This window comes from Paracoccus aminovorans (assembly GCF_900005615.1).
Classification (GTDB): Bacteria; Pseudomonadota; Alphaproteobacteria; order Rhodobacterales; family Rhodobacteraceae; genus Paracoccus; species Paracoccus aminovorans.
In genome coordinates this window covers 1,031,236-1,053,373 of sequence record NZ_LN832559.1, presented here as the reverse complement: position 1 = coordinate 1,053,373, position 22,138 = coordinate 1,031,236, and the positions used below count along the sequence as shown (strand labels likewise).

At 67.4% G+C, this 22,138-nt stretch carries 25 protein-coding genes; 13 read left to right on the top strand and 12 right to left on the bottom strand.

All coding sequences use genetic code 11. The features are described 5' to 3' along the window. Positions 1-29 precede the first annotated feature (29 nt). From fdhA to JCM7685_RS05315, 3 genes are all read right to left on the bottom strand, one after another. Positions 30-1,211 (bottom strand): formaldehyde dehydrogenase, glutathione-independent, encoded by a 1,182-nt coding sequence (gene fdhA, locus JCM7685_RS05325; protein WP_074965856.1) that lies wholly within the window; start codon positions 1,209-1,211, stop codon positions 30-32. 206 nt (positions 1,212-1,417) lie between these two features. Then, positions 1,418-1,921 carry a PaaI family thioesterase gene (locus JCM7685_RS05320; protein WP_074965855.1) on the bottom strand — a complete coding sequence of 168 codons (504 nt, stop codon included), beginning with the start codon at positions 1,919-1,921 and terminating at the stop codon, positions 1,418-1,420. A gap of 1 nt (position 1,922) precedes the next feature. Beyond that, the gene (locus tag JCM7685_RS05315; RefSeq protein ID WP_170848877.1) at positions 1,923-2,366 is read right to left on the bottom strand and encodes a PaaI family thioesterase; all 444 of its coding nucleotides are present in this window, start codon (positions 2,364-2,366) and stop codon (positions 1,923-1,925) included. Between the two features lie 138 nt (positions 2,367-2,504). Here JCM7685_RS05315 and JCM7685_RS05310 point away from each other — a divergent pair, with 138 nt between their 5' ends. The 7 genes from JCM7685_RS05310 (at position 2,505) to JCM7685_RS05280 (ending at position 9,984) form a co-directional block, all read left to right on the top strand. Next, complete coding sequence (locus tag JCM7685_RS05310) at positions 2,505-2,921, top strand: MerR family transcriptional regulator (protein WP_074965854.1); 417 nt, start codon at positions 2,505-2,507, stop codon at positions 2,919-2,921. A 102-nt stretch (positions 2,922-3,023) separates the two neighbouring features. Then, positions 3,024-3,413 (top strand): MerR family transcriptional regulator, encoded by a 390-nt coding sequence (locus JCM7685_RS05305; protein ID WP_074965853.1) that lies wholly within the window; start codon positions 3,024-3,026, stop codon positions 3,411-3,413. Between the two features lie 25 nt (positions 3,414-3,438). Further along, positions 3,439-5,217 carry an acyl-CoA dehydrogenase C-terminal domain-containing protein gene (locus JCM7685_RS05300; RefSeq protein WP_074965852.1) on the top strand — a complete coding sequence of 593 codons (1,779 nt, stop codon included), beginning with the start codon at positions 3,439-3,441 and terminating at the stop codon, positions 5,215-5,217. 273 nt (positions 5,218-5,490) lie between these two features. Then, a complete protein-coding gene (locus tag JCM7685_RS05295; RefSeq protein WP_074965851.1) occupies positions 5,491-6,132 on the top strand; it encodes a glutathione S-transferase family protein in 642 nt (213 codons plus the stop codon). Continuing rightward, positions 6,129-7,340, top strand: coding sequence for an acetyl-CoA C-acetyltransferase (locus JCM7685_RS05290; RefSeq protein WP_074965850.1), 1,212 nt, complete (start codon positions 6,129-6,131; stop codon positions 7,338-7,340). The genes JCM7685_RS05295 and JCM7685_RS05290 overlap by 4 nt, the downstream gene beginning before the upstream one ends. Next, positions 7,340-7,810: a cupin domain-containing protein gene (locus tag JCM7685_RS05285; RefSeq protein WP_074965849.1), complete on the top strand. Its 471-nt coding sequence runs from the start codon at positions 7,340-7,342 to the stop codon at positions 7,808-7,810. The genes JCM7685_RS05290 and JCM7685_RS05285 overlap by 1 nt, the downstream gene beginning before the upstream one ends. Continuing rightward, positions 7,807-9,984 (top strand): 3-hydroxyacyl-CoA dehydrogenase NAD-binding domain-containing protein, encoded by a 2,178-nt coding sequence (locus JCM7685_RS05280; protein ID WP_074965848.1) that lies wholly within the window; start codon positions 7,807-7,809, stop codon positions 9,982-9,984. The genes JCM7685_RS05285 and JCM7685_RS05280 overlap by 4 nt, the downstream gene beginning before the upstream one ends. Before the next feature lie 133 nt (positions 9,985-10,117). Here JCM7685_RS05280 and JCM7685_RS05275 read toward each other — a convergent pair whose 3' ends face one another. Both JCM7685_RS05275 and nth read right to left on the bottom strand, forming a co-directional pair. Then, positions 10,118-11,125, bottom strand: coding sequence for an adenosine kinase (locus tag JCM7685_RS05275; RefSeq protein WP_074965847.1), 1,008 nt, complete (start codon positions 11,123-11,125; stop codon positions 10,118-10,120). Then, positions 11,122-11,790, bottom strand: a complete 669-nt coding sequence (gene nth / locus JCM7685_RS05270; protein ID WP_074965991.1) for an endonuclease III — start codon at positions 11,788-11,790, stop codon at positions 11,122-11,124. The genes JCM7685_RS05275 and nth overlap by 4 nt, the downstream gene beginning before the upstream one ends. Positions 11,791-11,890: 100 nt before the next feature. Between nth and JCM7685_RS05265 the strand changes: the two genes are divergently transcribed. Together JCM7685_RS05265 and JCM7685_RS05260 are read left to right on the top strand one after the other, a co-directional pair. After that, entirely contained in the window at positions 11,891-12,490 is a 600-nt protein-coding gene (locus JCM7685_RS05265) for a methylated-DNA--[protein]-cysteine S-methyltransferase (protein WP_074965846.1), read from the top strand. A 157-nt stretch (positions 12,491-12,647) separates the two neighbouring features. Next, positions 12,648-13,328 carry an OmpA family protein gene (locus JCM7685_RS05260; protein WP_074965845.1) on the top strand — a complete coding sequence of 227 codons (681 nt, stop codon included), beginning with the start codon at positions 12,648-12,650 and terminating at the stop codon, positions 13,326-13,328. A 179-nt stretch (positions 13,329-13,507) separates the two neighbouring features. On the opposite strand, the gene JCM7685_RS05255 is transcribed toward JCM7685_RS05260, so the two are convergent. From JCM7685_RS05255 to JCM7685_RS05235, 5 genes are all read right to left on the bottom strand, one after another. Beyond that, entirely contained in the window at positions 13,508-14,062 is a 555-nt protein-coding gene (locus JCM7685_RS05255) for a F0F1 ATP synthase subunit B (RefSeq protein WP_074965844.1), read from the bottom strand. Then, positions 14,059-14,721 carry a F0F1 ATP synthase subunit B' gene (locus tag JCM7685_RS05250; protein ID WP_074965843.1) on the bottom strand — a complete coding sequence of 221 codons (663 nt, stop codon included), beginning with the start codon at positions 14,719-14,721 and terminating at the stop codon, positions 14,059-14,061. The genes JCM7685_RS05255 and JCM7685_RS05250 overlap by 4 nt, the downstream gene beginning before the upstream one ends. A gap of 76 nt (positions 14,722-14,797) precedes the next feature. Then, positions 14,798-15,031, bottom strand: a complete 234-nt coding sequence (locus JCM7685_RS05245) for a F0F1 ATP synthase subunit C (RefSeq protein WP_074965990.1) — start codon at positions 15,029-15,031, stop codon at positions 14,798-14,800. A gap of 61 nt (positions 15,032-15,092) precedes the next feature. Beyond that, positions 15,093-15,839: a F0F1 ATP synthase subunit A gene (locus JCM7685_RS05240; protein ID WP_074965842.1), complete on the bottom strand. Its 747-nt coding sequence runs from the start codon at positions 15,837-15,839 to the stop codon at positions 15,093-15,095. Between the two features lie 2 nt (positions 15,840-15,841). Further along, complete coding sequence (locus JCM7685_RS05235) at positions 15,842-16,183, bottom strand: AtpZ/AtpI family protein (RefSeq protein WP_074965841.1); 342 nt, start codon at positions 16,181-16,183, stop codon at positions 15,842-15,844. Between the two features lie 187 nt (positions 16,184-16,370). On the opposite strand from JCM7685_RS05235, the gene JCM7685_RS05230 reads away from it, so the two are divergent. Continuing rightward, complete coding sequence (locus JCM7685_RS05230; protein ID WP_074965840.1) at positions 16,371-16,721, top strand: ArsR/SmtB family transcription factor; 351 nt, start codon at positions 16,371-16,373, stop codon at positions 16,719-16,721. Positions 16,722-16,852: 131 nt separating this feature from the next. Then, positions 16,853-18,025, top strand: coding sequence for a Hint domain-containing protein (locus JCM7685_RS05225; protein WP_074965839.1), 1,173 nt, complete (start codon positions 16,853-16,855; stop codon positions 18,023-18,025). A gap of 47 nt (positions 18,026-18,072) precedes the next feature. Here JCM7685_RS05225 and JCM7685_RS05220 read toward each other — a convergent pair whose 3' ends face one another. Beyond that, a complete protein-coding gene (locus tag JCM7685_RS05220; RefSeq protein ID WP_074965838.1) occupies positions 18,073-19,674 on the bottom strand; it encodes a bifunctional metallophosphatase/5'-nucleotidase in 1,602 nt (533 codons plus the stop codon). A gap of 133 nt (positions 19,675-19,807) precedes the next feature. Here JCM7685_RS05220 and JCM7685_RS05215 point away from each other — a divergent pair, with 133 nt between their 5' ends. After that, positions 19,808-20,140 carry a DUF952 domain-containing protein gene (locus JCM7685_RS05215; RefSeq protein ID WP_074965837.1) on the top strand — a complete coding sequence of 111 codons (333 nt, stop codon included), beginning with the start codon at positions 19,808-19,810 and terminating at the stop codon, positions 20,138-20,140. After that, complete coding sequence (locus JCM7685_RS05210) at positions 20,137-21,195, top strand: quinone-dependent dihydroorotate dehydrogenase (RefSeq protein WP_074965836.1); 1,059 nt, start codon at positions 20,137-20,139, stop codon at positions 21,193-21,195. The genes JCM7685_RS05215 and JCM7685_RS05210 overlap by 4 nt, the downstream gene beginning before the upstream one ends. A gap of 81 nt (positions 21,196-21,276) precedes the next feature. On the opposite strand, the gene cysE is transcribed toward JCM7685_RS05210, so the two are convergent. Continuing rightward, complete coding sequence (cysE, locus tag JCM7685_RS05205; RefSeq protein WP_074965835.1) at positions 21,277-22,116, bottom strand: serine O-acetyltransferase; 840 nt, start codon at positions 22,114-22,116, stop codon at positions 21,277-21,279. Positions 22,117-22,138 lie beyond the last annotated feature (22 nt).

Genomic DNA, 22,138 nt, shown 5'->3' with positions numbered 1-22,138 from the left:
CTTCGTTTCGGCCAATGCCGGTGCGGCGATCAGGCCGCCAGGCTGCCATGCGGGTCCAGCACGAACTTCTTGGCGACGCCGTGGTCGAAGCTTTCGTAGCCGGCGACGGCCTCGTCCAGCGGGATGATGGTCGCGTTCACGATGTCGGCGATCGGCAGCCGGTCGTGCAGGATCGCCTGCATGAGCTGGCGGTTGTACTTCAGCACCGGCGTCTGGCCGGTGTGCAGCGACTGCGCCTTGGCCCAGCCCAGGCCGAAGCGCATCGACAGGCTGCCCTGCTTGGCGGCACTGTCGACCGCGCCCGGATCCTCGGTGACGTAAAGCCCGGGGATGCCGATCTGGCCGGCGGCGCGGGTGATCTCCATCATCTGGTTCAGCACGATGGCCGGCTGTTCGCCGCCGGAATGGCCGCGCGCCTCGAAGCCCACGGCGTCGATGGCCGAATCGACCTCGGGCGTGCCGGTGATCTCGGCGATCATGTCGCCCAGACGGTCGGATTTCGACAGATCCACCGGCTCGAAGCCGACCTTGCGGGCGTGCTCAAGGCGTTCCTTGTTGAAGTCGCCGATCATCACCACGGCCGCGCCCAGGATGCGGGCCGAGGCGGCAGCCGCCAAGCCCACCGGGCCGGCCCCCGCGACATAGACGGTCGAGCCGACGCCGACGCCGGCCTTGACCGCACCGTGGAAGCCGGTGGGCAGGATGTCCGACAGCATGGTCAGGTCGCGGATCTTGGACAGGGCGCGGTCGCGGTCCGGGAATTTCAGCAGGTTGAAATCGGCATAGGGCACCATGACGTAGCGCGCCTGACCGCCGATCCAGCCGCCCATGTCGACATAGCCATAGGCGCCGCCGGCGCGGGCCGGGTTCACCGTCAGGCAGACGCCGGTATCGCCTTCACGGCAGCAGCGGCAGCGGCCGCAGGCGACGTTGAACGGAACCGAGACGATGTCGCCGATGTCCAGCATCTCGACATCGGCGCCCTTCTCGATCACCTCGCCGGTGATCTCATGGCCCAGCACCAGGCCCGGTTCGGCGGTGGTGCGGCCGCGCACCATGTGCTGGTCCGAGCCGCAGATGTTGGTCGAGACCACCTTCAGGATCACGCCATGCTCGATCTTGCGCCCGTCGGGGGATTGCAGCTTCGGGTCCGCGATGTTCTGGACCTCGACCTTGCCAGGGCCGATGTAGACGACGCCTCTGTTGCTCATGCGATCTCTCCTCCTTGATGATCTGGAACGCGCGGTTGCGCCCGCGCGCCTCAACCCCCGCCAAAACCGTGGGCCGCAGGCCCGATCCTAGTCCAGGAAACGGCGTATCATGCTTCAATTGCGACACCCCCGGTGACGATTAAGACATCCGGCGCCCGATCCGTCCCCTCGGATCGCATCGCCCGCACCCCCCTGCCCCGGCCGGCTCAGCCCTCCTGCGGCATCATGAAATGCCCGGTGGCCTGGGCGAAAAGCCGTTGCCGCTGGTCCTGCCAGGCCTCGACCTGCACGCTGGCATAGCGCCGCCCCGAGCGCACCACCCGCGCCCGCGCATAAGCGTCCCGCGGCAGGCCCGAGCGCAGGTAATCCACGGTGAAGTCGATGGTCTTGGGCAGCCGCGGCATGCTGTCGGGCACCGCGGCGTCCGGGGCGATGCGGCCCTGCTCCATGTCCTCCCAGATCGCGGTCCAGGTCAGCTCGACGATGGCGGTCACCTCCAGGAAGGCGGCGGTGACGCCGCCGTGGATCGCCGGCAGCATCGGATTGCCAATCAGCTTCTCGTCGAAGGGCAGCACGGCGGTCAGCTCGTCTCCGCGGCGGTCGAAGGAAATGCCCAGCCAGCGGACATAGGGCACGCCGGCGACCAGGGCGTTCAAGGCGTTGTTGCGGCGCGACTTGATCGCGGCCACCGGTTCGTTGCGGCCGGCCATCTCAGCGCTCTATGGTGAAGGCGCCGGTGGCGGTGGCCACGGGGCGGGTTTCGTCGTCGTCCATCGCCATCGCCCGCACGAAGGCGACCGAGCGGGTGACGTGATAGCAGCTGGCCCGGGCGCGGATCGCCTGGCCGGGCGTCGCCGGGCGCATGTAGTCGATGCGCAGGTCGATGGTCGCGGTCGAGCGCGCGCCCGCCGGATGCGCCATCACCGCCGCTCCGCAGCAGGTATCCATCAGCGCCGAGATCACGCCGCCGTGGATCACCCCGCTGCGCGGGTCGCCCACCAGGTCCTCGCGCCAGGGCAGGGAAATCTCGGTCGCCTCTTCGGAAAGCGTCAGAAAGCGCATCCCCAGCGCGCGGGCATGCGGGATCACCTCGATGAACTGGCGCGCGATGCGCTGGCGCTGCTCGGCCAGTTCTTGCGGCGATGGTTCGGTCATGGGCACTGGCTGTCCTCTGCTGGCTGGCAGGGATGGTAGCAGCGCCTGCCGGCCTGGCAAGCCCGGCGACCAAAGGTTGAGTTTGCACGGGCGGCGCGATAGGCTCTTCCTGCCGGCCAAAGCATCGGGGCCCCTCGCATGACCGATAACGAATACATTGGCTTCAAGGAAATGTGCGCGCGTTTCGACGTGACCCCGCGCACGCTGCGCTATTATGAGTATATCGAGCTGCTGAGCCCGCGCAAGGAAGGCCGCTCGCGCTTCTACGGCCCGCGCGAGATCGCCCGGATGAAGCTGATCCTGCGCGGCCGCCGCTTCGGCTTCTCGCTCGAGGACATCCGGCAATGGCTGCTGATCTACGGCGAGAAGGGCACGCGCGAGCAATACCGGGTCTGGATCGGCCTGGCCGACCGCCAGCTCGAGGTCCTGGCCCAGCAGCGCGAGGAACTGGACACGGCGATGAACGACCTGCTGGCGCTGCGCAACGACACCGAGTCGCTGCTGGCCCGGATGGAGGCGGCGGGCGAGACCGGGGCCGAGCCGCAGCGGGACTGACCCGGCGGCAGCCGGGGCGCTGACGCCACGTCCCGCCTTACGTGCGCGTCAACCGGCGCCTATATACCCCGAAGGCGACCGGCTTGGCAAAGGAGGATCGGCATGGGCGACGACTTGATGACCATCCGCCAGATGTGCGACGCCTTCGAGGTGACGCCCCGCACGCTGCGCTTCTACGAGGCGCGCGAACTGCTGTTTCCCCTGCGCCGCGGTCAGCACCGGCTCTATGGCCGCACGGATCGCGCCCGGCTGAAGCTGATCCTGCGCGGCAAGCGCTTCGGCTTCTCGCTGGAACAGATCCGGCAGCTGCTGGAACTCTACGATCCGGCCGAACGCAACATCACCCAGACCGAAGCCACGATCAGCACCGCCCGCGAGCGGCTGGCCGACATGGAACGCCAGCACCAGGAGCTGGGCACCGCCATCGCCGAATTGCGGGAACAGATCGCCGACGGCGAGGCCTGGCTGCAGACACTGAAATCCGGCGCCTGAGCCCGCGCCAACCTTGGGAGGACCGATGACCACCTACGCCGCCCCCGTCCGCGACATGCAATTCGTCCTGCACGACGTGCTGGAGATCTCGAAGCAGGACCTTCCCGGCCATGGCGATCTGGACCGCGCATTCACCGAAGCCGTGCTGGACGCCGCCGGCAAGCTGGCCGCCGAGGTGCTGGCGCCGCTGAACCCGGTCGGCGACCGCCAGGGCTGCCGGCTGGAGAACGGCGTCGTCCGCACGCCCGACGGTTTCCGCGCCGGTTTCGAGCAGATGCGCGAGGGCGGCTGGACCGCGCTCGACTGCGATCCGGAATATGGCGGCCAGGGCATGCCCTATGTGATCGGCCTCGCGGCGGGCGAGATGTTCTCGGCTGCGAACATGGCCTTCACCATGTATCAGGGCCTGACCCATGGCGCCTATTCGGCGATCCACGCCCATGGCAGCGACGACCAGAAGGCCACCTATCTGCCGAAGATGGTCAGCTGCGAATGGACCGGCACCATGAACCTGACCGAGCCCCATGCCGGCACCGACCTCGGGCTTTTGCGCACCAAGGCCGAGCCGCAGGAGGACGGCAGCTACCGCATCACCGGGCAGAAGATCTTCATCTCGGCCGGCGACCACGACATGGCGGAAAACGTCGTCCACCTGGTCCTCGCCAAGGCGCCCGGCGGCGGCGAGGGCACGCGCGGCATCTCGCTTTTCATCGTGCCGAAGTTCCTGGTGAACGCGGACGGGACCCTGGGCGAGCGCAACGCCGTCTCGGTCGGCAACATCGAAGAGAAGATGGGCATCCACGGCAACGCGACCTGCGTGATGAACTACGACGGCGCCCAGGGCTGGCTGCTGGGCGAGCTGCACAAGGGCATGCGCGCCATGTTCACCATGATGAACGAGGCCCGCATCGGCGTCGGCCTGCAAGGCTATTCCGTCGCCGAGGCCGCCTATCAGAACGCCGCCGCCTATGCCCGCGACCGGCTGCAGGGCCGGGCGGTGACCGGGGACGAGAACCCGTCGGGCCCGGCCGACCCGCTGATCGTGCATCCCGACATCCGCCGCAACCTGATGGACCAGAAGAGCTTTCTCGAAGGCGCCCGGGCGCTGGCCTTCTGGGGCGCGCATCTGATCGACCGCGCGAAGCTGGCCGACGACCGGCAGGCCCACGACCTCGTGTCGCTGCTGACGCCGGTGATCAAGGGCTTCCTGACCGACAAGGGCTTCGACTCGGCGGTGCAGGCGCAGCAGGTCTTCGGCGGTCACGGCTACATCGAGGAACAGGGCATGTCGCAATTCGTCCGCGACGCGCGCATCACCATGATCTACGAGGGCGCGAACGGCGTGCAGGCGCTCGACCTGGTCGGCCGCAAGCTGGCGGCCGAGGGCGGCAAGCCGATCATGGCCTTCTTCGAGATGGTGAAATCCGAGATCAAGGTGCAGGAAGCCGACGAGTTGCTGCAGGCCCGGTTCTGCGAGCCGTTGAAGGCAGCCTCGAAGGACCTGCAATCGGCGGCGATGTTCTTCATGGAGCAAGGCATGAAGAACCCGAACGCGGCGCTGGCCGGCTCCTACGACTTCATGCATCTGTTCGGCCATGTGGCGCTGGGACTGATGTGGCTGCGCATGGCCGCCGCCGCGCGCAAGGCGCTGGGGGAAGGCACGCAGGACGCCACGTTCCACGAGACCAAGCTGGCGACGGGGCGCTATTACATGGCGCGGCAGCTGCCGGCGACCGCGATGCATCTCGCCCGCATCCGTTCGGGCGCCGAGCCGGTGATGGCGCTGGATGCGGCGCGGTTCTGAAATCGGTGGCGGTAGCGCCAGGAGGCAAGGCTGCATGGGTATTTGAAAAACGGAAAGATCGATGCGGCGCCCCGCACCCCGGGTCGTGCCGAGGGACAGGCAGGACCGGGAGTCCGGGGCGCTCTTTCCGTTTGCGGTCATCGGCTCCCCAGCCTGTACCGCGAAATCAGGAATAGCGCAGGAAGATTAAGAACCAGCTAACGCGCTTTCCGTTTCAGAAATACCCATTCCCAACTGTCCAACAGCCGGTCCCGCGCAGAAAAGGAAGCCCAGATGACCGCCCAGCTTCATTGTTTCGGAGAATCCGGCCACTCCTACAAGGTGGCGCTCATGATGCAGCTGACCGGCTATCGCTGGCAGCCGGTCTTCGTGGATTTCTTCGGCGGCGCCACGCGCAGCCCGGAATATCAGGCGCTGAACGAGATGGCTGAGGCGCCTGTCTTCGTCGAGGACGGCCGCAGGCTGACGCAATCCGGCGTCATTCTGCTGCACCTGGCCGAGAAGACCGGCCGCTTCGCCGAGGGCGAACGGGACGAGATTCTGCGTTGGCTGTTCTGGGACAATCACAAGGGCTCGGCGCAATTCGGCGCCTTGCGTTTCCTGATGAACTTCCTGCCGCCCGACAAGCGCCCGGCCGAGGTGATCGGCTGGATGCAGGGACGCTGCAAGGCGGCGCTGAATACCCTGGAGAATCAGCTTGCCGGCCGCGACTGGCTGGCGGCCGACACGCCCAGCATCGCCGATCTGTCCTGTTGCAGCTACCTGTTCTACCCCGAGCCTTTCGGTTTCGACCGCGCCGGATGGCCCCATATCGACGCCTGGCTCGCGCGCATCGCGGCGCTGCCCGGCTGGAAACACCCCTATGACCTGATGCCCGGCAATCCCGCGGACCGGGCCGCGAAGGAGGACGCATGACCGAAGCCTATATCTACGACGCCGCCCGCACCCCGCGCGGCAAGGGCCGCCCGGACGGCAGCCTGCACGAGGTCACGTCGGTCGCGCTGTCCGCCCGGCTGCTGAATGCCGTCAAGGAGCGCAACGGGCTCGAAGGTCATGCCGTCGAGGACGTGATCTGGGGCAACGTCACCCAGGTCAAGGAACAGGGCGGCTGCCTCGCCCGCTCGGCGGTGCTGGAATCCGACCTGGACGAGTCGATCCCCGGCCTGGCCATCAACCGCTTCTGCGCCTCGGGCATGGAGGCGGTGAACCTGGCCGCGAACCAAGTCAAGGGCGGCGCCGGCCAGGCCTATATCGCCGGCGGCGTCGAGATGATGGGCCGCGTCGCCATGGGCAGCGACGGCGCCGCCATCGCCGTGGACCCCAGCCTGACCTTCAAGACCTATTTCGTGCCGCAAGGCATCAGCGCCGACATCATCGCCACCGAATACGGCTTTTCGCGCGAAGAGGCCGACAGCCTGGCCGTCGAGAGCCAGCGCCGCGCCGCCGCCGCCTGGGCCGAGAACCGCTTCGCCCGATCCATCGTGCCGGTCCGGGACCAGAACGGCCTGACCATCCTCGACCGCGACGAATACATGCGGCCGGGCACCACGCTGGAGGATCTTGCCAAGCTGAAGGCCAGCTTCAAGGAAATGGGCGAAAGCATGCCCGGCTTCGACAAGGTGGCGATGCTGAAATACCCGCATCTGGAGCGCATCGAGCACATCCACCACGCCGGCAACAGCTCGGGCATCGTCGACGGCGCCGCCGCGGTGCTGATCGGCAATGCGGAATTCGGCAAGGCGCATGGGCTGAAGCCCCGCGCCCGCATCCGCGCCACCGCCAAGATCGGCACCGATCCGACCATCATGCTGACCGGCCCGGTGCCGGTGACGGAAAAGATCCTGCGCGAGGCCGGGATGGCGATCGGCGACATCGACCTCTTCGAGGTGAACGAGGCCTTCGCCGCGGTCGTCCTGCGCTTCATGCAGGCGTTCCAGGTCGATCCCGCCGTGGTCAACGTGAACGGCGGCGCCATCGCGCTGGGCCATCCGCTGGGCGCGACGGGCGCCATCATCATCGGCACCCTGCTCGACGAATTGGAACGGCAGGACAAGACCGTGGGCCTCGCCACGCTCTGCATCGCCTCGGGCATGGGCGCGGCCACCATCATCGAGCGGGTGTGATGGCGATCCTGCGCAAGGACAGCGTCGCCGAAACCGATGCCGTCTCGACCTATCCGGCGCCCTACAACCTCGGCGCCGGCAACCTGTCCTATCGCCACCTGACCGAGGCCGGCGGGCTGACGCAATTCGGCGCCGCGCTGGAAACCCTGCATCCCGGCGGCCAGTCCAGCCAGCCGCATTGGGAAGAGCACGAGGACGAGTTCCTCTATATGCTCTCGGGCGAGATCACCGTGCATGAGGACGGGACGGCCACCATCATCGGTCCCGGCGACGCCTGCTGCTGGAAGGCCGGCACGCCCGTCGCCCATTGCCTGACCAACCACACCGACCGACCCGCGACCTATCTGATCGTGGGCAGCCGGAATCCCGACAATATCTGCCATTATCCGGGCCTCGACCTGCTGGCGACGCCCAAGGGGTATACCCGTCTCGACGGCACCCCCTACCCGAAACAGGGAGACGCGGAATGACCGATTTCACCATGCGGAAGGACGCCGACGGCGTCGCCATCATCACCTGGGACGTGCCGGGCAAATCGATGAACGTGCTGTCGCTGGACGGCGCGGCCGAACTGGGCGCGCTGATCGACGACGCGCTCGCCGACGAGGCGGTGAAGGGTATCGTCGTCACCAGCGGCAAAAAGGACTTCGCCGCCGGCATGGACCTGAACGTCATCGCGGCGATGAAGGACGGCGGCACCCAGGCCGTGTTCGACGGCATCATGTCGCTGCACCATCTGCTGCGCAAGATCGAGCTGGCGGGCATGGACCCCAAGACCAAAAAGGGCGGCAAGCCCATCGCGAGCGCCCTGCCCGGCACCGCGCTGGGGATCGGGCTGGAGCTGCCTCTGGCCACGCATCGCATCTTTGCCGCCGAGAACCCCAAGGCCAGGATCGGCCTGCCCGAGATCATGGTCGGCATCTTTCCCGGCGGCGGCGGCACCACGCGGCTGGTGCGCAAGCTGGGCGCCATGGGCGCCGCGCCCTTCCTGCTGGAGGGCAAGCTGAGCGACCCGGCCAAGGCCAAGGCGGCCGGGCTGGTCGACGAGGTCGCCGCCGATCCGGTCGCCGCGGCCCGCGACTGGGTGCTGAAGGCATCGGATTCGGATCTGGTGAAGCCCTGGGACGCCAAGGGCTACAAGATGCCCGGGGGCGAGCCCTATCATCCCGCGGGCTTCATGACCTTCGTCGGCGCCTCGGCCATGGTGCATGGCAAGACGCTGGGCGTCTATCCGGCGGCCAAGGCGCTGCTAGCGGCGGTCTATGAGGGCGCGATGGTGCCCTTCGACACCGCCCTGAGGATCGAGGCGCGCTGGTTCACCAACGTGCTGATGAACCCGTCCTCGACCGCGATGATCCGCAGCCTGTTCATCAACAAGGAAGCGCTGGAGAAAGGCGCGAACCGCCCCGAAGCGCCGGACCAGACGGTGAAAAAGCTGGGTATCCTCGGCGCCGGGATGATGGGCGCGGGCATCGCCTATGTCTCGGCCATGGCCGGGATCGAGGTGGTGCTGATCGACGCCGCCCAGGATTCGGCCGACCGCGGCAAGGCGCATTCCGCCGAACTGCTGGACAAGGCCATCTCGCGCCGCAAGGCGACCGAGGAGAAGAAGGCCGAGGTGCTTTCCCGCATCACCGCCACCACCGATTACGCCGCCCTCGCCGGTTGCGACCTGGTGGTCGAGGCGGTGTTCGAGGATCCGAAGGTCAAGGCCGAGGTCACCGCCAAGGCCGAGGCGGTGATCCCGCCGGACGCGATCTTCGCGACCAACACCTCGACCCTGCCGATCAGCGATCTGGCCAAGGCCAGCGCCCGGCCCGACCAGTTCATCGGCATCCATTTCTTCAGCCCCGTGGACAAGATGCTGCTGGTCGAGATCATCAAGGGCCACGAGACCGGACCGCGCGCCGTCGCCAAGGCGCTGGATTTCGTGCGCCAGATCCGCAAGACCCCCATCGTGGTCAACGACGCGCGCTTCTTCTACGCCAACCGCTGCATCATCCCCTATATCAACGAGGGCATCCGCATGGTGGCCGAAGGCGTCAGCCCGGTGCTGATCGAAAACGCCGCCAAGATGATGGGCATGCCGCTGGGGCCGCTGCAGCTGGTGGACGAAACCTCGATCGACCTGGGGGTCAAGATCGCCAAGGCGACCAAGGCGGCCATGGGCGACGCCTATCCGGACGGCGCCGTGGACGCGGTGATCTTCAAGTTCGCCGAACTGGGCCGGCTGGGCCGCAAGACCAAGGCCGGCTTCTACGACTATAACGAGGCCGGCAAGCGCCAGGGCTTCTGGTCGGGCCTCGCCACCGAATGGCCCGAAGCCGACAGCCAGCCCGAACTGACCGAGATCCAGCGCCGGCTGATGTTCGCCCAATCGCTGGAAGCCGTCCGCGCCCTGCAGGACGGCGTGCTGGAGGACATCCGCGAAGGCGATGTGGGTGCTATCCTGGGCTGGGGTTTCGCGCCCTGGTCGGGTGGTCCCTTCGGCTGGCTCGACATGCTGGGCGCCCCCCGCGCGGTCGAGATCGCCGAAGACCTCGCAGCAAAATTCGGTCCGCGCTTCGCCGCGCCGCAACTGCTCAGGGACATGGCCGCCAAGGGGGAAAGCTTCTACGGCAAGACCGCGCGCAAGGCCGCCTGAAACCGATGGGCGGACAGGGCCAGCCCGGCCTTGTCCGCCCTGTCGCATGGGTATTTGGAAAACGGAAAGCCGCTCGCGTCGCCCAAGATTTCTTTCCGTTTCTTAAATACCCATGCGGCAGGGCAACCGGCGCCTAGATCAGCCCCTCGGCGCGGAACGCCGCACGCAGGTCGCTCTCGGGTCGGGCGCCGACATGCGAGATCACCTCGGCCGCTGCGATGCACCCCATCCGCCCCGCAACCGCCAGAGGCAACCCGCGCGCCAGGCCGTAGATCAGCCCGGCCGCGAACTGGTCCCCCGCCCCGGTCGCATCCACCGGCACGATAAGATGCACCGGCGCCGTCACCCGTTCCTCGCCGCGGATCAGGATCGCATCCTCGCCCGAGCGGGTGCAGACCACGGTGCCGCAATCGGCGCGGGCAAGCCGCAGCGCCTCCTCCAGGTCCTCGACCTGGTAGAGCGCGCACCATTCGTGGACATTGCCGATCACGTAATCCATCGGACCGGCGACAAGCCGGCGGAAACCCTCGCGGTGGCGGTCGACGCAGAACGGGTCCGACAGCGCGATCCCCGCCTGTCCGCCCGCCGCGTGGCAGGCCTCGGCCGCCTTCAGGAAGGCCGCCTTGCCGTCGGGCCTGTCGAAGAGATAGCCTTCGAGGAACAGCCAGCCCGCGCCGCTGAAGGTGGCGGGGTTCACGTCCGCCTCGCCCAGTTCGGCCGAAATGCCCAGATAGGTGTTCATCGAGCGCTCGCCGTCCGGCGTCACGAAAATGATCGAGCGCGAGGTCGGCGCCACCTCCCCCGCGACCGGCGGATTGACGAAGACCGTGCCCTGCGACTCGGTCTGCTCGGCATAACTCAGCCCCAGCGGATCGCCGGCCACCTTGCCGATGAAGGCCGTCCTCAGCCCCAGCATCCCCAGCCCGGCCAGTGTGTTGGCGACCGACCCGCCCGGCACCAGCCGCGCCTTCCCGGCCTGCGGATCGGCCGATTGCGCCGCCATCAGGAATTCGGAGCGCTCGCGGTCGATCAGCTGCATGATGCCCTTTTCCACCCCCAGCCGCGCCAGCGTCTCGTCCGAGGTCGGCGCGATCACGTCCATCACGGCATTGCCGATCCCGATCACATAGGGAGTGGTCATTCGGTCTTCTCCTCGTAGGGGCAGAGGTCTTCGATGGGGCAGATCCTGCAGCGCGGGCGCTTGGCCTGGCAGATATAGCGGCCGTGCAGGATCAGCCAGTGATGGGCGTTCTGCTGGAAGGGCACGGGGACGTTGTCCTCGATGGCGCGCTCGACCGCCTCGACGTCGCGGCCGGGCGCGATGCGGGTGCGGTTGCCGACGCGGAAGATATGCGTGTCCACCGCCTGCGCCGGGAAATGGAACACGCTGTTCAGCACGACATTGGCGGTCTTGCGGCCGACTCCGGGCAGGGTCATCAGCGCCGCGCGGCTCTGCGGCACGTCGCCGCCGTAATCCTCGACCAGGATGCGCGACAGGGCGATGACATTCTTCGCCTTCTGGCGGAAAAGCCCGATGGTCCTGATTTCCTCGGTCAGCGCCTCGACGCCCAGGTCCAGCATCTGCTGCGGCGTGGTGACCCGCCCGAACAGGGCTTTGGTGGCCTTGTTCACGCCGACATCGGTCGCCTGCGCCGACAGCGCCACCGCGACCAGCAGGGTGAAGGCGTTCACATATTCCAGTTCGGTGACCGGATGCGGGTTCGCTTCGCGGAACCGCGAAAAGATCCGGACCTGCGCCGCATAGGGCAAGGCGGCGGGAAGGCGAGGGGAAGCGCTGCGTGCCATGGCCCCCAGATGCCCTGCCCCGCCCCCATGCGCAAGCATTCGTGCATGGATTCGCCGGGCGGCCGCGCTAGTCTTGCATCAGGACGGATATGAGGCTCGCATGACCCGGACATCGTTTTCTCTTGCCGCACCGCCCCCGGACGGGCTGCGGATTTCGATTACCACGCAACCCGACAGCGCGGACGGCGCCGCGCTGTGCCGCGGCACCTTCCCGACGCCGCTGGGCACGGTGGTCGCGCTTGGCGCCGGCGGGGCGTTGTGGGGGCTGGGATTCGCCGGCGACATGGCCGCGGAGCAGGTGCTCGCCGACCTGACGGCGCGCTGGCCCCGCGCCCGCATCGTCGAGGCGCCCGAGGCGCTGGCGCCCGCCGTCGAGGCCCTGCTGGCCGGGCGGGGCGATCTGACCGTGCGGCTGACCGGAACCGCGTTTCAACTGGCGGTGTGGCGGGCGCTGGTCGAGGTCCCCACGGGCCAGGTCATCAGCTATGCCATGCTCGCCGACCGCATCGGCCGGCCTCGGGCCCTGCGGGCGGTCGGCACCGCGGTCGGGCAGAACCCGGTCTCCTGGGCGGTGCCCTGCCACCGGGTCACCCGCACCGACGGCAGCATCGGCGGCTATCACTGGGGGACGGCGGTCAAGCGCGCCCTGCTGACCCGCGAAGGCGCGAGCATCGCGCCGTTGGCCATCGCCGCATTGTGACGCGGCCGGCCCGGATTTCCGCGCCTTTCTGTAGCCTTGGCCGGGAACTCGTGCCATGGTCGCGGTGTTTGGGCACCAGCAGCCGGGCGATCCCCCCGGCCCGATCGCAAGGACAGGCGGCGGTGGTTCGCCCGAAAGGATAAGGAAAGGTTTAGAGATGAAGACCCGTATTCCGCTGCTGCTCGCCACTGCCGGGGCACTGGCCCTGACGGCCTGCGCTCCGCAGGACCAATATGGCAATACCGCCACCGCCCCCGGCCAGGGCATGAACCGCGCCCAGCAGGGCGCCATCGCCGGCGCGGTGGTCGGCGGCATCCTGGGCGCCACCCGCGACAAGGACAAGAACGGTCAGGGCAAGGACGCCATCAAGGGCGCCATCGTCGGCGCGGCGGTCGGCGGCGTCGGCGGCGCGATCCTGGACCAGCAGCAGAAGGCGCTGCAGCAGTCGCTGAACAACCCCAACATCCGGGTGGTGAACAACGGCAACCACCTATCGGTGATCATGCCGGAATCGACGCTGTTCGCGACCGATTCGGCAGCGGTGGGCGCACAGGGGCAGAACGACCTCTACACCATCGCGCGCAACCTGACCCAATACCCGAACAGCACCATCCAGGTCGTCGGCCATACCGACAGCACCGGCTCGGCCGCCTACAACCAGGACCTGTCCGAGCGCCGGGCCCGTTCGGTCGCCGGCATCCTGACCGCCGGCGGCGTGGCCTCGAATCGGGTTTCGACCACGGGCCGCGGCGCCAGCCAGCCCATCGCCTCGAACGACACCGCCGCCGGACGGGCGCAGAACCGCCGCGTGGAAATCCTCATCATCCCGACGCGCTGAGCGTAGCGGGAAAGCCAGGCGCGGGGCCGGCAGCCATGCTGCTGGCCCCTTTGCCTTTTGTGCCCTCGATGGGCGCAAAGGCAAAATCCCCCGACAAGGAAAAACCCCGCGACGTTGCCGCCGCGGGGTTCTGTAGATCACTGTCCGGCGGAGACGCTTTGCCGCGCCCCTCGTTCGTCTCAGTTCAGGCGACGCGCCACGTCGTCGATGGCCTTGTCGATACCGGCCGCGCGCTGTTCGGCGGTGGCCTGCTTGCCCAGGATCTCGGTCGCGGCCGAGATCGCGGTCTGGATCGCCCGGTCGCGTACGGCGCGGACCGCATCGCCCTCGGCGCTGGCGATCTGCTCCTCGGCGGCCTTCAGGCGGCGCTCGATCGACAGTTGCAGCGCGGTCTTGGCCTTCTCGGCCTCCAGCACCGCCTCGCGCTTGGCATTGGCGACGATCTCGTCGGCCTGGGTCTTGACCTCGCGCTGGCGCCGTTCGTAGCTCGCATAGATCTCCTGCGCTTCCTCGCGCAGGCGGCGGGCTTCGGCCAGGTCGTTGCGGATGCCCTCGGCGCGCTTGTCCAGCAAGCCGCCGACGATCTGCGGCACCCGGAAATAGACCAGGATGCCGACGAACAGCAGGAAGGCCAGCGTCACCACGAAATCGGTATTGCGCAGCGAGAAGAACGGACCCGTGGCTGCCAGGGCCGGGCTCGCCATCAGCGCAAAGAGAACGCTCAGACGTTTCATTGCAGCGCCCCCTTCAGCCGCTGATCGACCGCCTCGCCGACCAGGTTCTGGTCCGCGGCGCCGCCGAAATTCTCAACCAGAGCGGCCGTCACCTCGCGGGCGACCGAGCGCGCATCCTCGACAGCCGAGGCGCGGATCTCGCCGATGCGCTTCTCGGACTCGGCCGAGCGGGCACCGATTTCAGCATCCGCATGGGCGATGGCGGCGTCGAGTTCCTTCTGCATCTCGGCCTTGTTGGCGGCGATGATCTTCTGCGCCTCGGAGCGGGCGTCGGCCAGCGCCTTGTCATAGGCGGCCTCGGCTTCCTTGGCCTTCTGCTTGAATTCCTCGGCCGCCACCAGGTCACCGGTGATCGCGCCCTGCCGGTCCGAGATGACCCCGCCGATGCGCGGCAGCGCGATGCGCGACAGCACCCAATAGATCACGGCCAGAACGACCAGCAGCCAGAAGATCTGGTTGCCGAAAGTGCTGAAATCCAGTTGCGGCATGCCGGGGGCGCTGGCGGCGTGGCCGGCCGCACCATGGGCAGCATCCGCAGCACCGGCAACGGCATGGGCCGCATCGGCGCCATGGCCCGCCGCTTCGGCGGATTCGGTGATGACCACCGTTTCGGTTTCTTCGACCACGACGGGCGCGGTCTGTTGCAACAGGCTGAACATATCCTACCCCATGCCGGTCGTTTCACAATCGGGTGGGCGCGTCACGCCCCCACCCAACCGCAAGGATGGCAAAGGATCAGACTGCGAACAGCAGCAGCAGCGCGACCAGGAACGAGAAGATCCCCAGGGCTTCGGCAAAGGCCATGCCGATGAACAGCGTGGCGGTCTGCGAAGCGGCGGCCGACGGGTTGCGCAGCGCGCCCGACAGGTAGTTGCCGGCGACATTGCCCACCCCCATGGCCGCACCGGCCATGCCGACGCAAGCCAGACCGGCGCCGAGGTACTGTCCCAGTTGACCCAGATTTTCCATGTTCATGCTCCTTGAGGCTTTGGAAAGGGTTTTCGATGTGGTCCCGACTGCGGGCCGGCGCTCAGTGCGCCGGGTGCAGGGCGTCCTTCAGATAGACGCAGGTCAGGATGGCGAAGACATAGGCCTGGATCAGCGCGACAAGCACCTCGAGGCCGTACATGGCGGTGATGGCGACGACCGAGACCGGCGCGATGGCGGCGACGGCGGCGAAGGCGGCAAAGACCTTGATCACCGCGTGGCCGGCCATGATGTTGCCCGCAAGTCGGATGGAATGGCTGACCGGACGCACGAAATACGAGATCAGTTCGATCACCGCCAGCACCGGGCGCAGCGCCAGCGGCGCCGAGCTGACCCAGAACAGGCCCAGGAAGTGCGCGCCGTTCTTGACGAAGCCCAGGATGGTAACGCCCAGAAAGACCATGACCGCCAGCACTGCCGTCACTGCGATATGCGAGGTCGGCGAGAAGGATTTCGGCAGCAGCGCCAGGAAGTTCGCGAACAGGATGAAGCAGAACAGCGTCATCACATAGGGGAAGTATTTCAGCCCGTCCTTGCCGGTCACGTCCTCGACCATCTTGCGGACCATGCCGTAAAGCAATTCGGCGATGGATTGCAGGCGGTTCGGCACGATGGCGCGGCCGCGGGTGCCAAAGACCAGCAGCGCGGTGATCGCCAGGGCGGCCAGCGCCATCCACAGCGTCGCGTTGCTCGGCGTGTACCAGCTCAGCTCGCCGCCGAACAGCGGCTTGACGATGAACTGATCCATCGGATGGAAGGTCAGACCCGTGCCATGTTCTTCAGTCGCCATCGTCATTCACCCTTGTCGTCGCCGGTCTGACCCGGTGCCTTGCCTATCTCGTTGGCGGTCCGCATCATGGTCTTGATGCCGGCCGCCAGGCCCAGCAGCACAAAGACCACCATGAAGACCGGCCGCAGGCCGGTCACATAGTCCAGCCCGAACCCGATCAGGAAGCCGATGCCCAACCCGGCCACCAGTTCCGTCACCATGCGCCAGGCCATGTTGGCCTGGCTGAAATGCTCTTCCCCGCGCGAGGGCGGCGGCTCCTCCGCCTTCTTGCCCAACCGGGCCTCCAGCGCGCGCAGCCGCTCCGCGTCCCGGGCCCGCGCGGCGTCATGGTCGTCCTCGGCCACGGCTCACACCCCCGTTATCGGTTGGTGGCGGTGATAGGGACTCGGGGGGGCCGAGTCAAGCAAGGCGCCCCTCGACGCAAGCCATTGAAATACAAGGAAAGGGAAAATCGATGCCGCGGCGCAGGACTGGCCTTGCGGCCCGTGGACCATCCGGCCCATATTCAACCGGCAAGTTAAGCAAAGCCCGATGTCCGCACCGCAGCCCAGTCTCGACATGATTTTCTCGGCCCTCGCCGACCCGACTCGTCGGGCGATCCTGGCCATGCTGCTCGAGGATGACATGGCGGTGACGGACGTGGCCGCGCCCTTCCAGGTCAGTTTGGCGGCGATCTCGAAACATCTGGCGGTGCTCGCGGGCGCCGGGCTGATCCGGCAGGAACGCCGCGGCCGCATCATCTGGTGCAAGCTGGAACCCGACGGGCTGCGCAGCGCCTCGGTCTGGATGCAGGGCTTCGGCCAGTTCGAGCCGGTGGACCTCGACGATTTCGAGCGGTTCCTGCGTGACGCCCTGCCGCTGATCGGCGATCCGGAAGCCTAGGCCTTTCTACCTGAAGTTGCATCACCGCCACATGCTGGAAGGCAATGACGCCGACAAATTAACCTTTTGTTGATTAATGGCGGGTTATCTCCATACCGGGATGAAACAACCTGTAATTGTTCGAGGTTCCCATGGAATACCGGATCGTGACGGCGACGTTCCAGACCCAGGTCTACAACGACCCCTCGGCGACCGGCTCGGACAAATACCTGCCTTTCCTGAACCGGCGCGACATCGATTTCGCCCAGGCGCAAATGGGCGAAATCCGCATCGAGGACGACGACCCGCGCTTCGGCTATCTCTCGCGCGGGGGCTCGGGCAGCTTCTACGACGACCCCGGCAGCGACGACGGCCAGTCGCTTCTAGAAAGCGCCGGCTTCGGCCCCGAGGGTGCGGAACAGGTGCTGGCACCGGGCCAGCGCATCTCGTTCCAGGACGCCGCGATCCTGCGCGACGAGGCCGGAAACGAATTTTACGTCTCTTTCCCGACCTATATGGATTACGACGCCTCGGGCTATCCGATCGAACTGGGCGACCGTCACAGCGTGCTGATCGTGCCCCGGATGCGGCTGGACGCGGGCGGCAAGGACCATTGGCCGCAGTTCCGGCCAGGCGCGACCTATCAGTATGTCGGCAGCTACAAGATCGGCACCGGCCAGACCTCGATCCCCTACGATCCGACGGTCCGCGCAGCGCCCTGCTTCACGCCCGGCACGCTGATCGAGACCGACGCCGGCCCCCGCCCGGTCGAGCATCTGCGACCCGGAGACCGGATCCTGACCCGCGACCACGGCCATCAGCCGCTGTGCTGGATAGGCGGAGCGACCCTGGACCGCCGGCAGCTGGACCTGCAACCCAACCTGCGTCCGATCCTGATCGGCCGCGATGCGCTAGGACCGGGCCTTCCGGACCGGAACCTGCTGGTCTCGCCGCAGCACCGGGTCCTGCTGTGCTCGGCCATCGCACAGCGCATGTTCGGAGCGCAGCAGGTTCTGGTCGCGGCCAAGCACCTGACCGCCCTGCCGGGCATCCGCGCCATCCAGCCCGACCCGGGGGTCAGCTACCTGCATCTGCTCTTCGGGCGGCACCAACTGGTGCTCTCGAACGGCCTCTGGACGGAATCGTTGCTGACCGGCCCGCAGGCGCTCAACGGTCTTCCGGCCGCCGCCCGGCGCGAGATCCGAACGCTGTTCCCCGATCTGGAGCCCAGCGGAAAGCCCGTCCGCCCGTTGGCGACCGGCCGCCAGGGCCGCAAGCTGGTCGAGCGTCATCTGCTGAACGCCCGCACCTTCCTGCCGGCCTAGACACCCCGAAACGCAAGAAAGGCCGGGCTTGCACCCGGCCCCTCGCGTCATTTCACCGTGATGCGCCCATCCAGCTTGGGCGTAAAGCCCGGCCCCTGCTTGGCCAGGTAACCGGCCAATACCTCGGCCAGGTCCGGGCCGAAATCATAGGCGTTCATCGCCTTCTCGGCAAAGATCCGGTAGCCGTCGCCGCCCGCCCGCATGTAGTTCTGCGAGACCACGCCATAGGTCGCATTCGGATCGATCGGCACCCAGTTGCCGCCGTCCCGCACTTGCACCTCGCTGATGCGCCTTCCGGCCGGCGCCGCGGGATCGACGGTATATTTCAGGCCCGCGACCTGAGCAAAACGCCCGGCGGCTTCCTCCATCTGGCTGGCGCCGTTCTCAAGCGCGGCCACCACATCGGCGCCCTTCAGCTGAAAGGTCGACAGCGTGTTCTGGAAGGGCAGCACCGACAGCACGTCGCCCATGGCGACCGGCCCGGCCTCGATCGAGGCGCGCAGCCCGCCGCCGTTCTGGATTGCGATGGTGATGCCCTGGTCCTTGACACGCGCCAGCATGGCATCGGCCACCACATTGCCCATCTCGCATTCCCGGGCGCGGCAATTCTCACGGCTGCCGTCGATGGGCGCGGCGATCTCGGCCACGCGCTTGGCCTTCAGTTCCTCGATGGGCGCGGCCATCTCCCTGACCCGGGCCGCCAGCTTCTCGTCCGGCTCGACCGAGGCATCCAGCAGGATCGGCGCCCCCTCGGCCTTGACCAGCTTGCCGTCGTCGTCCCAGGTCAGCACCAGATGGCCCAGGTATTTGCCATAGGCATAGGCGGTCGCCACCGGAACCTCGACCCCGTCCGCACCCTTGACCATGGTGGGATAGGGTCCCTCTGCGCCCTCCATATCGCCCAGCAGCGTATGGCTGTGCCCGCCGATCACCGCGTCGATGCCGGGAACCTCGGCCGCGAACGCCTGGTCCCGCTTGTAGCCGCTATGGGTCAGCGCGACGATCTTGGTCACGCCGGCATCGGTCAGTTCCTCCACCTCGGCCTTCAGGCTGTCCATGTCGTCCTTGAAGATGACCTTGTCGCCCGGCGCGGCGGTCTCGGGCGTGTCCATGGCGAGGGCCGAGACGATGCCCACCTTCTCGCCGCCCACCTCCAGCACCAGCGCGCCGCCGATCTTGTCCTTGAGCTCCGGAGATTGCGACAGGTCCAGGTTGCCCGAGACGATGGGGAATTTCGCGCTCTCGGCCAGAATCTGCAGGCCCCCGGGGCCGTCGTCGAATTCATGGTTGCCGACCGCCATGGCATCGAAGCCGATGGCGTTCATGAACTCGACCGTATCCTTGCCCTTGTAGGTCGTATAGAACAGGCTGCCCTGATACTGGTCGCCGGCATCCAGCACGAGCACGTTCCGCCCCTCGGCCTTCAGCTGCGCGCGCAATTCGTTGATCTTTGCACCCAGCCGCGCGGTGCCGCCGAAGCACTCGTTCTTCGCTTCGGTTTCGGCGTCGCAGGTGCTGTCAAATGCGTTGATCGGCTCGACCCGGCTGTGGAAATCGTTGGTATGCAGTACGTGCAGCGTGAAATCCGCCTGCGCCGCACCCACGGACAGCGCCAGCGCCGCCGCCGAAACCACAAGCCAGCGTCTCATCGTATTCCCTCTCGTCCCGCTCTCTGGATGGGCGGAAGATTGGGCCAAGCCCGTGAAGGCGTCAACCGACGAAGCCGTGTGTCGCCAAAGGTTCACGCTTGACGCCGGACAGGGCGCGACGCATGAACCAGCCATGCTGGCCTACAAGATTTTCCGCAACTCCGAATACCAGGCGTTCGTCCGGGACGGCTTCAGTGCCGGTGCCCCGGTGGACCTGGCCGATGGCTACATCCACCTTTCGACCGCCGCGCAGGTGCCGGGCACGCTGGCCAGGCATTTCGCAGGCGAAAGCGGCCTGCACCTGCTCGCGATCGAAACCGAAGGACTGCCTGACCTGCGCTGGGAGCCCTCCCGCGGCGGCGACCTGTTTCCGCATCTCTATCGCGAATTGCGCGCCCAGGACGTGACCTGGTCCCGCGCCCTGCCCCTCGGCCCCGACGGCCACGACATCGGAGAGCTGGCATGACCCCCATCGAGCGCCTGGGCCTGGCCGCGCTGCACCGCTTCGACCCGGAGCGCGCGCATGACCTTTCGATCCTGGCGCTGCAACGCGGGCTGGTGCCGCTGGCCGGCCGGTCCGTCACCTCGGACCGGCTGCGTCTCCGCCTCGCGGGCCTCGACCTGCCGAACCCGGTCGGCCTCGCCGCCGGCTACGACAAGAACGCCCGTGCCCTGCCCGCGCTGATGCGGGCCGGCTTCGGCTTCGTCGAGATCGGCGCCGCCACCCCGCGCCCGCAGCCCGGCAACCCCAAGCCGCGCCTGTTCCGACTGACCGAGGACCGCGCGATCATCAACCGCTTCGGCTTCAACAACGAAGGCGCAGAGGCCATCGGCCAACGCCTGGCCCGCCGCCCTGCCGGCATCCCGGTCGGCCTCAACATCGGCACGAACAAGGACAGCGCAGACCGCAGCGCCGATTTCGCCCAGGTGGTGCGCGTCGCCGGCGCCCATGCCGATTTCCTGACCGTGAACGTCTCGTCCCCGAACACGGAAAAACTGCGCGACCTGCAAGGCCCCGAGGCGCTTGCCGCGCTGCTGCAAGGGGTGCTGGCCGCGCGCGACGACCTTCCGAACCGCCCCCCCATCTTCATCAAGATCGCCCCTGATCTCGACGACCAGGGCATCGCCGACATCGCCGCGGTGGCGCTGGCCGCCCCGGTCGATGCCATCATCGCCACCAACACCACGCTGTCGCGCGACGGCATCGCCTCGCCCCATGCGCAGGAGGCCGGCGGCCTCTCCGGCGCCCCGCTCTTCGAGCGCGCCACCCGCGTCCTCGCCCGCCTCTACCAGCAGACGCAGGGCCGCATTCCGCTGATCGGCGTCGGCGGCATCGGCTCGACCGAGCAGGCCTGGCAAAAGCTCCGCGCCGGTGCCTCGGCCGTGCAGATCTATTCTGCGCTGATCTACCAGGGCTTCTCGCTCGCCGCCCGCATCGCGCGCGAACTCGACGAGCGGCTGGCACACGAAAACGTCACGCTGGCCGAACTGACCGGCAGCGGAAATAGCGACTGGCTCTAGGGCCTGTGGAGATTCGCAGCCGGGGCCGATGTGATTCATACTTCGGATGGATCGCGATGTTCTGACAGATGCCCATTTGCCCTAGAACAGGTCGTCGTGACCCAGAAGCTGGTTCATGGTGCTCGACGGCTCCGAGCAGCCGGCATCGCCCACTATCCGCGCCGGCACCCCGGCCACCGTCTTGCAGGGCGGCACATCGCTCAACACCACCGAACCGGCGGCGATCCGCGAGCAATTGCCGACATGGATATTGCCCAGCACCTTGGCGCCCGCCCCGATCATCACGCCATTGCCGATCTTCGGGTGACGGTCGCCGTCCTCCTTGCCGGTGCCGCCCAGCGTCACCGAATGCAGCATGGACACATCGTTGCCGACCACCGCCGTCTCGCCGATGACGATGGAATGGGCATGGTCGATCATCACCCCGGTGCCGATCCGCGCGGCCGGGTGAATATCGACCCCGAAGACCTCGGAACAGCGCATTTGCACGAAATAGGCCATGTCGCGCCGGCCCTGCTCCCACAGCCAATGGCCGATGCGATAGGATTGCAGCGCCTGGTAGCCCTTGAAGAACAGGATCGGCTGCATCAGCCGATGCGTCGCCGGGTCGCGCTCATAGACCGCCAGCAGATCGCCCTGCGCCGCCGCCGACAGTTCCGGCGACCGCGCGAAGGCATCGTCGGCAATCTCGCGCAAGATCTGCTCGCTCATCTCGCGCGAGGCCAGCTTCAGCGAAAAGCGATAGGCCAGCGCCGCCTCGAAGGTCGCGTGATGCAGCAGCCCGGCATGGATCAGCGCGCCCAGCAACGGCTCGTCCCGCACCGCGATCCGAGCCTCGCGCTGGATGCGCCCCCAGACCGAATCGCGCGGAGCGTCGCGCATGTCGGAAAGCGGTTCGATCATGTCTTTTTGCAGGTTCATTCGGGCCCGCCCGTCAGTTTCA

Bases quoted from the DNA above. Each gene is read 5' to 3' on its own strand.
- fdhA (WP_074965856.1), bottom strand. From the start codon at position 1,211: ATGAGCAACAGAGGCGTCGTCTACATCGGCCCTGGCAAGGTCGAGGTC.
- JCM7685_RS05320 (WP_074965855.1), bottom strand. From the start codon at position 1,921: ATGGCCGGCCGCAACGAACCGGTGGCCGCGATCAAGTCGCGCCGCAAC.
- JCM7685_RS05315 (WP_170848877.1), bottom strand. From the start codon at position 2,366: ATGACCGAACCATCGCCGCAAGAACTGGCCGAGCAGCGCCAGCGCATC.
- JCM7685_RS05310 (WP_074965854.1), top strand. From the start codon at position 2,505: ATGACCGATAACGAATACATTGGCTTCAAGGAAATGTGCGCGCGTTTC.
- JCM7685_RS05305 (WP_074965853.1), top strand. From the start codon at position 3,024: ATGGGCGACGACTTGATGACCATCCGCCAGATGTGCGACGCCTTCGAG.
- JCM7685_RS05300 (WP_074965852.1), top strand. From the start codon at position 3,439: ATGACCACCTACGCCGCCCCCGTCCGCGACATGCAATTCGTCCTGCAC.
- JCM7685_RS05295 (WP_074965851.1), top strand. From the start codon at position 5,491: ATGACCGCCCAGCTTCATTGTTTCGGAGAATCCGGCCACTCCTACAAG.
- JCM7685_RS05290 (WP_074965850.1), top strand. From the start codon at position 6,129: ATGACCGAAGCCTATATCTACGACGCCGCCCGCACCCCGCGCGGCAAG.
- JCM7685_RS05285 (WP_074965849.1), top strand. From the start codon at position 7,340: ATGGCGATCCTGCGCAAGGACAGCGTCGCCGAAACCGATGCCGTCTCG.
- JCM7685_RS05280 (WP_074965848.1), top strand. From the start codon at position 7,807: ATGACCGATTTCACCATGCGGAAGGACGCCGACGGCGTCGCCATCATC.
- JCM7685_RS05275 (WP_074965847.1), bottom strand. From the start codon at position 11,125: ATGACCACTCCCTATGTGATCGGGATCGGCAATGCCGTGATGGACGTG.
- nth (WP_074965991.1), bottom strand. From the start codon at position 11,790: ATGGCACGCAGCGCTTCCCCTCGCCTTCCCGCCGCCTTGCCCTATGCG.
- JCM7685_RS05265 (WP_074965846.1), top strand. From the start codon at position 11,891: ATGACCCGGACATCGTTTTCTCTTGCCGCACCGCCCCCGGACGGGCTG.
- JCM7685_RS05260 (WP_074965845.1), top strand. From the start codon at position 12,648: ATGAAGACCCGTATTCCGCTGCTGCTCGCCACTGCCGGGGCACTGGCC.
- JCM7685_RS05255 (WP_074965844.1), bottom strand. From the start codon at position 14,062: ATGAAACGTCTGAGCGTTCTCTTTGCGCTGATGGCGAGCCCGGCCCTG.
- JCM7685_RS05250 (WP_074965843.1), bottom strand. From the start codon at position 14,721: ATGTTCAGCCTGTTGCAACAGACCGCGCCCGTCGTGGTCGAAGAAACC.
- JCM7685_RS05245 (WP_074965990.1), bottom strand. From the start codon at position 15,031: ATGGAAAATCTGGGTCAACTGGGACAGTACCTCGGCGCCGGTCTGGCT.
- JCM7685_RS05240 (WP_074965842.1), bottom strand. From the start codon at position 15,839: ATGGCGACTGAAGAACATGGCACGGGTCTGACCTTCCATCCGATGGAT.
- JCM7685_RS05230 (WP_074965840.1), top strand. From the start codon at position 16,371: ATGTCCGCACCGCAGCCCAGTCTCGACATGATTTTCTCGGCCCTCGCC.
- JCM7685_RS05225 (WP_074965839.1), top strand. From the start codon at position 16,853: ATGGAATACCGGATCGTGACGGCGACGTTCCAGACCCAGGTCTACAAC.
- JCM7685_RS05220 (WP_074965838.1), bottom strand. From the start codon at position 19,674: ATGAGACGCTGGCTTGTGGTTTCGGCGGCGGCGCTGGCGCTGTCCGTG.
- JCM7685_RS05215 (WP_074965837.1), top strand. From the start codon at position 19,808: ATGCTGGCCTACAAGATTTTCCGCAACTCCGAATACCAGGCGTTCGTC.
- JCM7685_RS05210 (WP_074965836.1), top strand. From the start codon at position 20,137: ATGACCCCCATCGAGCGCCTGGGCCTGGCCGCGCTGCACCGCTTCGAC.
- cysE (WP_074965835.1), bottom strand. From the start codon at position 22,116: ATGAACCTGCAAAAAGACATGATCGAACCGCTTTCCGACATGCGCGAC.